Source organism: Chryseobacterium vrystaatense (assembly GCF_000737765.1).
GTDB classification, from domain to species: domain Bacteria; phylum Bacteroidota; class Bacteroidia; order Flavobacteriales; family Weeksellaceae; genus Chryseobacterium; species Chryseobacterium vrystaatense.
On record NZ_JPRI01000011.1, the window covers coordinates 86,406 to 98,636 of the forward strand.

7 protein-coding genes are annotated in these 12,231 nt (G+C 34.5%); all 7 read right to left on the reverse strand.

Translation table 11 applies throughout. The features are described 5' to 3' along the window. Nucleotides 1–77 precede the first annotated feature (77 nt). Nucleotides 78–773 (reverse strand): M48 family metallopeptidase, encoded by a 696-nt coding sequence (locus tag IW16_RS22325; protein WP_034749941.1) that lies wholly within the window; start codon nucleotides 771–773, stop codon nucleotides 78–80. Next, complete coding sequence (locus tag IW16_RS22330; RefSeq protein ID WP_034749943.1) at nucleotides 773–3,826, reverse strand: type I restriction endonuclease subunit R; 3,054 nt, start codon at nucleotides 3,824–3,826, stop codon at nucleotides 773–775. Before IW16_RS22330 ends, IW16_RS22325 begins: the two co-directional genes overlap by 1 nt. Next, on the reverse strand, nucleotides 3,823–6,246 hold the full coding sequence (locus tag IW16_RS22335) for a GmrSD restriction endonuclease domain-containing protein (RefSeq protein WP_034749946.1): 2,424 nt from the start codon (nucleotides 6,244–6,246) through the stop codon (nucleotides 3,823–3,825). The genes IW16_RS22330 and IW16_RS22335 overlap by 4 nt, the downstream gene beginning before the upstream one ends. Next, nucleotides 6,236–7,999 carry a DUF262 domain-containing protein gene (locus IW16_RS22340; RefSeq protein ID WP_034749950.1) on the reverse strand — a complete coding sequence of 588 codons (1,764 nt, stop codon included), beginning with the start codon at nucleotides 7,997–7,999 and terminating at the stop codon, nucleotides 6,236–6,238. Before IW16_RS22340 ends, IW16_RS22335 begins: the two co-directional genes overlap by 11 nt. A gap of 15 nt (nucleotides 8,000–8,014) precedes the next feature. Further along, nucleotides 8,015–9,232, reverse strand: a complete 1,218-nt coding sequence (locus IW16_RS25925) for a restriction endonuclease subunit S (RefSeq protein ID WP_051890602.1) — start codon at nucleotides 9,230–9,232, stop codon at nucleotides 8,015–8,017. Further along, nucleotides 9,226–11,733 carry a type I restriction-modification system subunit M gene (locus IW16_RS22350; protein ID WP_034749953.1) on the reverse strand — a complete coding sequence of 836 codons (2,508 nt, stop codon included), beginning with the start codon at nucleotides 11,731–11,733 and terminating at the stop codon, nucleotides 9,226–9,228. Before IW16_RS22350 ends, IW16_RS25925 begins: the two co-directional genes overlap by 7 nt. Before the next feature lie 365 nt (nucleotides 11,734–12,098). Then, nucleotides 12,099–12,231 (reverse strand): hypothetical protein (locus IW16_RS26205; protein ID WP_131327962.1); only part of this gene is annotated, 133 nt, incomplete at its 5' end.

The following is a 12,231-nucleotide window of genomic DNA, read 5'->3' on the forward strand; positions in this document are numbered from 1 at the left end:
TACCCAACTTTACGCAATGAGTTTATAAAAAATTATTTTCTGGATATACTTTTCCCACAATTTTTTTCTTAATCTTTTCACAATGGTAACTCATTCAAAATCTTTTTCTGTACTCTCCAAGCTGGCAAAAATTTATCCATCAAAATAATAAAATTCTTATTGTGATTTCTTTCTAATAGATGTACGAGTTCGTGCACAACAATATATTCTATGCATTCAATTGGTTTCTTAGCTAATTCAATATTAAACCAAAGCATCCGTTTTTCAATACTGCAACTGCCCCATTTGGTTTTCATTTTTCTAATTCCAAAATTGATGTCTGTGATATTCATTACTGGTGCATAATCAGAAATGAGATTTCCAATCTTAGCTTCTAATTCTCTTTTATACCAGTTATAAAGCGTATTATGTTTTTGTTCCAATAAAGCGTTTGGTATTGCATAAAGTTCAATTGTATTATGCTTTAAAACTAATTTTGGTCGATTGGCTTCAATGACTTTTAATAAATAACGCTTTCCAAGAAATTGATGACTTTCATGAGTAATCATCAACTTGGTCTCTTCACGTTCCTGACTTCTGATCTTATTCTGCTCTCTTTTAATCCAGCCTAATTTTGTAGCTGCATATATTTTAATTTTCTCCAAATCATAAAAATTGGGAGATGCAATGGTGACTTTTCCGTAAGGCGGATGTACACTTAAATGCAGATTTTTAATCTCCTTAAAAGTGACCTCTATTTCCACTGGACCAATATGTAATATTTCACTGGCCATTAATATTCATCTTTGTGGGCATCAATGATTTTGTAAATCTCTTCCACTTTACTTACATCATCCAGCACGTCAAAAATAGCCTTCTTTACTAACTTTTGCTTTGCTAAATTTTCTCTGAAACCTTCCTGCTTCGCATACTGAACTTTTTCTTCAAGTACCAATGCCAATTTTTCGTCTCCATCTAAAGTATGGTACAATGCTACTTTTCCTTTTGTATTTAACGACTTCGGAATATCATCTTTTTTACCTTGGTTAACTTGTCGCGCAATATCACTAATTTCTATCAAGTAATTTCTGTATTCGACCGTTTCTTGTTTTCTGCGTTCAATCAGTTCCTGCAGTAACACTGACATGTAATCGAAGTATTTTGGATCTAATAAATGCTCTTCAACGATTTTACTTCGGATGTTATTTTCAATAACCTCTGCCATTGCTTCTTGACTGCCCTTAATCCCCTCTGGAAGGCTTTCAATAGCCTTATCAATGTCAATTTCCAATAAGTCCAATAAAGAGATATTTTCAAACGGAGAAATCACTTCGGATTCATCTGCTTTGATATAGGTGTCAATTAAAAAACGCATGTCTGCTTCGTATGCTTTTAAATCAATGGTTTCGCCTGATGCAATACGGATTATTTCACGCAGGTTTAAATATTCATCCAATTTATCATTAAACCTTTTGATTTCTGCATCTGTAAATTCTGCAGCAATAAAATCTGCCTTAACATTGGCATAAGCACGGATGTATTCTACAATCGCTTTGTACAAAGCCATACGTTTGTATTCTGTTGCTTTTAAATCCTCCGGATTTTCGGTATTACCACAGAAATAATGAATGTAAGCTAAATCATTTTTGGGTAAAGCTACATTTTCACAAATGCTTTCTACCGTTTCCAAGGCAGTGAACAATCGGTCTTTTGCGATTTTTAAACGGTCTTTCAACTGAATACTTACTTGCTCATTCGTAAACCCTTCACTGTCTAATTCAGAGGTGTAGACATTAATGGCATCAGTAACATTTCCAAACAATTCCATATAATCGATGATGTAACCATAATCTTTATCGTCAGTATCCAATCTGTTTACTCTGCAAATCGCCTGGAACAAGGTATGATCCTGCATTCTCTTGTCAATATAAATATAGGTGCAAGGTGGCGAATCAAAACCTGTTAACAGTTTAGAGACCACAATCAACAACTTCATTCTTGCTGGTTCTTTCCTAAAACTTTCCTTTGAATCGGTTTCGTAAGTCTCTGTTTTTGATTTGTTGCCTTTTGGACTGACGTCTTTTAATAAGTCGGTATAAGTTTTAAAAATGAATTGTTTATCCGTTTCATTATCTGCACCTGTATCTTCCAAAGATACATCACTTGCATTTGGATTATACGAAGTGATAATGGCGCATTTATTTTTCAATTCTGTATTGAGAAAGAGATTGTAATATTTTGCAGCTTCATAAATACTGGAAGCAACTAAAATAGCATTTCCACTTTGTGATCTTAAACGAGGTTTCACAGAAAAGTCAACCACAATATCTGCCACAATTTTTTCCATACGACTTTTAGAGCTCAGGACATTTTGCATCGTACCCCATTTCTTCTTCAATTCATTTTTCTGAAAATCATTTAAGCCTGCTGTTTTCGCTTCAAACCATTGGTCAACCTTAGTTTGTGAAGTTAGATTCTGTTCAATGGAACGACCCTCATACATTAAGTCTTTTACAACACCATCTTCAACAGCCTCATTAAACTTGTAAGTGTGGATGTATCTGCCAAATACATCCATTGTTGTTTTCTTATCCTCCTTTAGTAAAGGTGTACCGGTAAAACCTATAAATACAGCATTGTGTAAAACTGCTTTCATTACCTGATTGAGCTTACCGCTTTGCGTACGGTGACATTCGTCGATAAACACAAAAATTTCTCCTTGCGTCTGTACAGGGTTGTTCTGCAAATCTTTGATGAAAGTGTCGAAATCGGTTTCCGTTTTATTGCCAAATTTGTGGATCAGTGAACAAACCAATCTCGGTCTGGATGAAGTTAAAAACTGCATCAATTCTTTTCCAGACCTTGTTTTGGCAACATCAGTTTCGCCTACATCTTTGAAGACCCGCTCAATCTGGTCATCGAGTTCAGTACGGTCTGTTAAGATGACAATTCTGGAATTGGCAACATTCTCCAAAATCCATTTGCCTAACATTACCATCATCAAAGATTTGCCCGAACCTTGCGTATGCCAAATAATACCGCCTTCTTTTTTACGCACAAATTCCTGCGCTTCTTTTAAAGCAAAATACTGGTGTGGACGAGGCAATTTTTTTATACCTGCATCGAATACTACGCCGTTGTAAATGATATCTAGAATTCGCTCTTTAGTACATAACTTTTTAAGATACTTATCCAATTTATAACCTGCATTATCTGCTTCGTCTTCTTTCCAGGACAAATAATATTTTGATTGCGTTTCTATCGTTCCATATTTCAATCCCTGCGTATTGTTACCTGCCATCAACAACTGAACGGTAATATAGAACCATTCATTGAACAACACTTTTTGGTTGGAAATAGATTGGTTGATACTTTCCGAAATATCGGTAGTACCTCTTTTTAATTCCAATACGCCAATGGCAATCCCATTGATATACAAAACCACGTCGGGACGGCGGTTGTTTTCTCCTTTGGTCAAAGTAACTTCTTCTGCAATACCAAATTCATTTTTATCAAAATCATTCCAGTCAACCGGAAAAATGGTATCGAACTGTTCGCCCAAATCTGGTCTTGCTTTTACTCCATAACGCAATAATGAATACATTGCTTTATTGCGATGATAGAGATTGCCGGAATTGGTGGTCGCCAAATCATACACTTCTTTTACCGCTTTATCTGCAAGGGTTTCGGAATAGCCACGCTTCAACAAATTCTGTTTTAGAATTTCTTCTTCCACATTGCTGTTGTGTTCTCTTTTTTCCCAATTGCCGTAATAGGTGTAACCCAATTCTTTTCGGAAGAGTTGGATAATGCGATTTTGGGTAATGCGTTCTATGGGATTTATCATTGTACTACTATATTGTTTGGATTAGAAGTATAACAACTCATACTTTCAATTAATTGATATAAATTTTCATCAATGTTTTTTATACTGTCTTTTGAAATTTCAACTTCACTATCTTCTCGTTTATCATAAAAGCGTAATACTAAAGTATCATAATCAAATATAATTTTTATTTTATTGCCGTTTATTGGCATTAAAATAAAACAATCATCATCTGATTTCATTTCTCCATAATTGTCTTTTGACAATGCCAGTTTTTCTTTCAAAAATCGATTAAATAATATCGACGTTCTCAATTCTCTATGATAATGACTAAGACGAGATTGCCCTAATAGACGGATATAATCTCCATTTTTTTGATAATTAATCAGGCCTTGTTTACAATAGTTCAATTCACCGGGATAATCCAAAATTAATCTTCTCCAATCATTTATGTCTTTCTTCCTTTCTAAAATTATATCTTCAAGGCTCCCAAATTGGCTGTATAAATCAGCTAAATCTTTAAAGATTTTTCTTTTACTAGGATTATTAAATACTCTTCGCCAATTCTCATCCCTTTCCCTTGAATTTGCTCTATCAGACAGACAGAACAAATATCGGTTACTACCATAATCAGGCATCCAATGATGATTAATGGTTAATAAACTTCTTCCGATTAAATTTTTGTCATTAAGATTTTCTTCGTTGAATATTTCTGAAAGTTGCGCATATAGATACCTAAATCGCTCTAGGTTTGGTTCATTTTCAACTTTAGACAATCTTATCAAAAAACCTATCTGACCATAGAAATACGAATGATTTTCTGCTGTAATAAAATCATCTTTCCATAGTTTGTATTTATCTTGGTTTTTTTTGAATTCTTCTTTTCTTTGCTGTTCTGGAAAGTATTCAATGAATTTTTCGTGTGTAACTACTGATTTTACACCGAGACATTTATCCCCAAACTTTTTTATATTTTGTATAGCACTAAAGAAGGGCGTAGCATCATCTATTCTTGAATTGTAGATAAGATTCCTACTTAGCCTAATCCAATCTAAAAATTTTTCTCCTTTAAACTCTTCTGAATTAATATTGAGCTGTTCTACATAAGTAAAAACTGCAAATAGAAAGGTTTGATGAAACAAATTAAAACCTGCAATATCTCTAACTAAGAAATGTTTAAATAATTGGTCATTGCTCCAATTTGCAATAAATGTTTTATTCCATACCTTCCGAATACAAGTTTCAAATAGTTCATCACATGAATTTTCTGTTAGTTTATCAAGATTGAACCAAATAAAATTTAAACTATCAGCATCAATAATATTGTGCTCAATGTAGAATTTAAAAGAAATGGGGTCTTTACCATTTAGCTTGTCATAAATCAGCTTTCGTGTTTTTTGGTTTTTTTGTTTTTCTTCCTCATCAAAGCCTACAATTTCTTTACTACAATATTTAAACACCAACATTTTTTTGATGAATTGATAAAGAAGTTCATCCGTTTTGTTTTTATCTACTTCCCAAAACAAATCATACCAAACAGTATCCAGCTTAGTTTCCCAGTCTTGCTCGTCTACTACAATGTTATTTTTTTTATCTTCTACATATTCGATTAGCCAAGATTTGAATTTTTCAAAATCTGTCAATTCTTTACCAGAGGCATTCATCTTAATATATAAAATGTCATCCAATTGATGCTCGTCTATATCCAAAAAATCAAAAGTCAATACATTTTCGCTTTCTAAGTTGGAATGTATGGTAACGATACTTTTGTGTAAATCTTCCTGCGGGGTTATTTTTTCTCTAAAAGCTTCCAGCATTACCATCATACTCATTACTGTAGGGTCGTATTTCCAAAAGTCATAAAACCAATTACGGTCTTGTATAAACGTTAGGAAAGAATGTGCCCAAACCTCATTTGTGGCAAAATCAGAAGCATTATTCAACAAGGCTTCCAGAAAATCTCTTGAGCTCTCACGTGTTTTATATAAAAATTGGCGTAGAAAAGAAATGTCTTTATCGAGTTTTGTATACACTAAAAAATGAAGCAAAAAAAGTGTCGTCAATCGTTGCTGACCATCAAAAGGAATAAATGTGTCTTTTGATACAAATTCGTTTAACCTTTTAAAATTTCTTTGAATTTCATAACCGCTTTTTTTAGCATATTCGCTTACGGTATCTAATAAACTTTCCAGATGCTCTTCACGTCTTTCCTGTTCTTCGCTCAAATCATCATCAATAATTTTGCCGTAGATAAAATCCAAAGTCATTTCATCAGGTTTCGGTTGTATCAAATGATTTACCAAATCTGCTACAAAATCTTCCCTAATGTTTTCTGCTTTTTTATCCTTCAAATTTCCTTGCACATAATCTCTTTGCAATACAGGAATTTCAACTTTTTGAGCCGTTAACAGTTGTTTTAATGTGAATTTTTTATTTCCCATACATTATAGTCTTTATATTTTCAAGATAACTTTCGGCATCTGCTTCACTCCAAAATTCATTTTGCAAATTAATTTTACTGGTGTATCTTTTTAAAAAGCAATTTACAGTAGCGTAAGGAACATAATTTCCCTCATCTTTCCCATCAATCTTCAATATTATTTCACGCTTATTTTTAAACAAGCCGTTACCCAATTTACTGTTTGTTGTTTTATCCAAAAGCGCCAAATTATTAATTTTATGAGTGGTAACTTCTATTTCAAGGAGGTCTTTAATTTCTCTTATTTTATCTTTTTTCTCTTTATTATAAATTGTATTTACGTCTTTTGCTGCTGTTATAAAAGCGTCAATCTTTTCTAATACTGGAAGTTTTTCATCTAGTAATTTATTTTTTTGTTGCAATGTATTTTTGGTGTCTTCTAACCAAAATAAAACATCATCTATATTTGTAAAATCTTGCGGATTTTGTGGGTGAATATGTTCTAAACTCCATTCTTCATTTACATACATATCAAACGGAAACTTCTGCTTAGGGAAATCTTTTTCAAAAATCAGAATGTTATACAGCAGTAAAACATTCTTACAGATAAAGCGCTGGTCTTTGTAATTGATACTACTTAAATCAAATGATTTTTTAAAGTTCTCTATTGTTTTTTCCAGTTCATTATAGAAAACAGATTTAGGCTTTGTTTTATGAGTTTCATATAAATCTTCAATAGCTGAAAAGCTCATTTTCTTTGAGTTTACCAAAAAACCTATGCGATGATAATATTTTTCATCGGTATACCATTCGTGTATTTTTCTGAATATATCCAATATTTTGTTCCAGTCCAAAGGTTCAGAACCTTCAGCATATTTAATGTAGGAAGCATACTTATTGCTGCTGTCTGTATTATTGGTAATTATGTCAAACAGCAGAGCGATACGGGTAGCATAATTTTCATTTTCCCCATTATTAATAAAAAACCAAAAGCTGTCTTGATTGAGTTGTTTTTCAATCTCATTCCATTGGTTTGCAAATTCCGTTTTTAGCTGGTTTCTTTTGGCGAGTGGTAGGTTCAGATTTTGGAAGTGTAATACAAACAAAGCCTTAATCAAGTCAGAACTTGTCAATCTTATTTTTCCGCTATTGATATTTCTGAACAGCTTTTTGGCATTAGAACTTTCCGAAACCATCACGGGATGCCATATCAGCTTTACATCGTTCACCATCTTTTCCAGAAAATCGCTTTCATTTATTTTTGCTTGTTCTAACCATTGAAAGATGGTGTGATAGGAACTAAAAAGATGATAATTATCTACGTTCTTGTCTTGGTCTGGCACAGCATCCCAGCTTACTTCAATGTCTTCTTTTTGTGTAACAAAGGGATGCGCTTCTATGTCTTTTAAAAACCCGATACAAGATTTTCTGGTGGCATAGTCAATGGTAAAAGGCAACTGGAATTTGTTGCCTCTCTTATTTAAAACTTTTAGAATAATGAAGAGCGTGGTTAATCGTTGTTGCCCATCAATCACTTCAAATGAATGATTGGCATCTTCTTTTTTAGTGAGCATTACCGGTTGCAAACAATAGGTTTTAGCTTTGAGATTTTCATTAACGTCTTTAAGCAATTGTATCACTTGAATACTTTCCCAGCGATAGCCACGCTGATAATCTGCTACGTAAAAAGTGAGTTCATTATCAATCTTACCTAGCTCATTAATACTCAGCAAGTCAATATTTTCAAGTTTATTTTTAGAGAACTCCTTTTCCATAATTTACATAATTTTCTACACCAACCTCACTCTCCCTGTCAGTAATTCCTGCATCATTCCTTGTTTTATCTGTTTAGCTTTGCCCAGTTGCCCTTCCAAAGCTTCCAGCTCCGCATCCATATCTGATAAGATCGTGGCGATGCAGGTTTGCTCGGTAAGAGATGGAATTATTAACTCTACAGTACTTACTACTTCTTTATTTAAATTTAACACACCACTTCCTGCTGCTTTACTTTTATATTGGTCTGTAACATATTTAGAAGTCAATAAATAATATAAAAATTCTGTATCAAAATATGCTTTATAATTTTGTAAAACAAGCCATCCATCGTGTATGCAACCATCTATTTTAAGAATATAAGGTCTTCCAAAACTCATTGAATTTGATAACAGAAAATCTCCCGGATAAACTCTTCTAGAATTCTTTTCACCATCTGGAGTAATTTTCTCATTAGTACTTACAATATATTTTCCAGACGATGATGTATCGCCAATTTTTATCCAATTTATTCCATCCGATTTATCTGTAATAAAATCTTGAATTGGTCGTGGCGAACCTCCTCGATAGACATGTACAACCTCACCCAACTTCTTCACCTCCCAATCCTCTTTAAGCGTTAACAATTCCTGCATTGCCCCTTGCTTGATGAGGCGTTTTTTGGCGATGAGTTGCTCCAGGCTTCCTATCCACGCATCGGCATCACTCAAGGCTTCCGCTATCGCTTCTTGTTCGGGTAAGGGTGGAACTATAATAGGCATTTTATCCACAACTGTTATATAAATGTGCTTGATAGTAGAGCCTCCTGCATTTTCAATCATTACTTTTTGATAAAAATTATCTTGAAGTAAATGTTTTAAGAAAAATACATTTATATATTTATTAGTTTTGATAACTGCAACAGACTGATTTATACAAATTACCTCATTGCCTACAACAGCTAAGCGACCTAAAGTACCATCTTTTGTTAGTAATAAATCATTCTGCTTTGGTTTACTTTTTTCAGTGAGATATTTATTAAATGCTTCTATCGAAGTTTTTCGCGCAGTTTTAAAATTGATTTTTCCATTCTTAACATCATTTGCAGTAACCATCCAAATTCCAACATTAGTTGTTGGCATAGGATTAGTGAAACCATAAGAAATATAACTAATAACTTCACCTAACTTTTTCACATCCCATTCCTCCGGCAACAAACCAATCTCTGTTTGTTTCATTGTATTTTCCTTTACCATACCAATCCCATTTTTTGCAGGTGAGCCAATACTTTTTGCGAAGCTTCCGCCGTCTTGGTTTCCAAAGTTGGTAAAGCCTGTTGGTAGCGGTCTGCCAGTTCCTTAATGCGTTGCGTAAGGTTTTGGCTCAGCTTTTCCTGTTCGCTTTGCAATGCCTGTTGCAATACGGGTGTCCATTTGTGGTTAATAACCATATCTTTTATCTCGGCTTCGGTTAATAAAGGATATTGCGCCACCACTTTTACTTCCAGATTCTCTTTTGCAATTTTTATCAGTTTGGTAATGCCACCCAAAGCTTCCTGAGTATCAATATAGTTTTTAATGTATTTCAATTCTTTCTTAGAGGCATTATCGGCTTTACATTCTTTGTAAAAGTCTTTTACATTTTTAAGATTTATTTTTTCCAAATCACTGAAGATGCCTTCCTCTCCGCTGTTTTCCTCTTCTATTTCCGCGAGGGCTTCCTGTGTAAGGTTCAGTTGATTTTCTAAATCCTGCAAACTGTCATTTTGTTCTTTAAAGAAATAATGTATCATCATTTCCGGCGTTACCATTCTGCCTTCAATACCCGCCAAACCTGCAATCTCTTTGTCCTGTGCAGTTTTACCGTCTTTTCCTTTTTTACCTTTGATGACCAATCGGGTGTATTCGTTTCCTGCCTTCCAACCGTCTAAAGCAATCGAATAAAAATCGTCCTGCATCGCTTCGTTCCAGTATTGCATCAGGTGTTGGTACATCGCATACCGGTTCACCAAAGCATTGTTTTCAAAATGGCTCAGAATGGTTTGTGCCGAGGTTTCTATGACTTCTTTTACTGCAAAACCTTTATCCAAATTATTCCACTGCGTTTGTTGTTCGTGCAACCATTTATCAAAAGCGGTGTGCATTTTTGTATTAAAGGCTACAAATTCGGGATGATTGAAAATGGTGGTTTTAATGGTTTCCGCAGGTACTTTTAATTCAAAATAACCTGCTCTTGCCGGATTGAACAAATCGGCTTTCAACGAAGGGAACAAATCCCAATACACCTGCAAGCCATCCACATCTTTATGCGGAATGCCACCAGACAAATGCCCCGCCAAATCCTGAATATCTTCGGCTTCCTGTGTATCAATATACCGTGGAATGTTGAGATTGTAATCGTTTTTAGGGTCGGCAATTTCCGTCATCAACACCATTCGGCTAAACTTTGGCACTTCGGCAAAAGCATCAAATACATCGGTAATCTTGCGGATGTCTTGCTCTCGCAATCGATTTTTGTTGCCGTCTTTCACAAAGCCTTTACTCGCATCAATCATAAACAAACCTTTGCGGTGTTCGGCATTTTCTTTATCCAGCACAATAATACAAGCCGGAATGCCCGTACCATAAAACAAGTTGGCAGGTAAACCTATAATAGCTTTAATATACCCTTTCTTTAAAATATTCTTACGAATTTCACCTTCGGCATTCCCACGGAACAAAACGCCGTGAGGCAATACCACCGCACCTTTTCCATTGGCTTTTAAAGATTGTAAAATGTGCAAAAGAAAAGCATAGTCACCGTTTTTTTCCGGCGGAACGCCTAAAGCAAAACGGTTATATTCATCGCTGTCTACGTTTAACCCATTTTTCCAGTTCGAAGACGAAAACGGTGGATTTGCAACTACATAATCAAACTGTTTCAAAATCACTGAAGAATTGGTACTGCCAGTTAATACTGAAATTGCGTCTCCTTTTATTGGCTTTGAAATGTCAACGGGAATTGTTGTTAGGTATGCTGGTCGAGAAAGTGTGTTATCAGCTGTAACAGTAGCTGTTTCAGCACCGTGCAGAATCATATTCATTCTTGCAAGGTTCGCTGTAGCTGTTTCTTTTTCTTGTCCGTACAGGTCAATGTTTTTGCCCGCTTCATTCATCACCTTCAGCAACAGTGAACCCGAACCACAGGTCGGGTCATAAACCATTGTCTGGTGCGAAGAATTGTTTTGGTTAATGCCAATCACTTTTGCCAACACCCTTGAAACTTCGGCAGGTGTGTAAAATTGCCCTTTTGATTTCCCGCTATCTTTTGCAAAATTCTGCATTAAATATTCATACGCATCGCCCAAAATATCGTCGCCCTCGGCAGAATTGCCAGAGAAGTCCAGACTCGGGTCGTTGAAAATACGCACCAGATTAGACACCGTATCTACCAAATCTTTTCCCTTACCTAATTTGCTTTCGTCATTAAAATCAGGAAATTCATTCAGTTTATTCGCTTCCTTTATGGGATTCAAAATTTGCTTGTTGATTTTATCGCCAATTTCTGGCGTTCCCACCAAATCAACCATATCGTCAAAAGTCGCTCCTTCGGGAACAGTAATAGCCCCAAACGGGTCACCTTTATATTTGTCTGAAATGTACTTTACAAACAACATCGTAAGTACATAATCTTTATATTGAGAGGCGTCCATTCCGCCACGTAATTCATCACAGGAAGCCCATAAAGAGCTGTATAATTCTGATTTCTTGATTGCCATTAACTATTTTATTCAATTCAATTGTTAAATATAATCAAAAAACCGTTTTTTAAAAACTTGTTTTTAAGTTTAGGATTATTTCGGTCGTCATTTATTATCGTAAAAGAAAATTATTAATCATCTTCAATAATATTTTCTTTAAGTATAAAAATCCTTACATCAGCTGAGAAATATTTACTCTTCAATTTTATATTTCGTAATATCAAAATCGAAATCATATAATTCTTTAGGATGTATTCCAAACATGATAGCAAACTTCGAGATTGTTTTTAGGGGTTAAATCAATTTCAAATTACTAATATCCGTTTGAAAATCAAATAAATACAATAAAAAAAAAAAAAAAAAAGAAATCAAAAGAAGTATATTTACTTCCCGATACAAAACTTAGAAAAAATATTCCCCAGCACCTCATCATTCGTTACCTCACCTGAAATTTCTCCAAGATGTTCTAATGCATTTCTCAGTTCATAAGCCAGAAGCTCTGTAGAGATCTTGAAG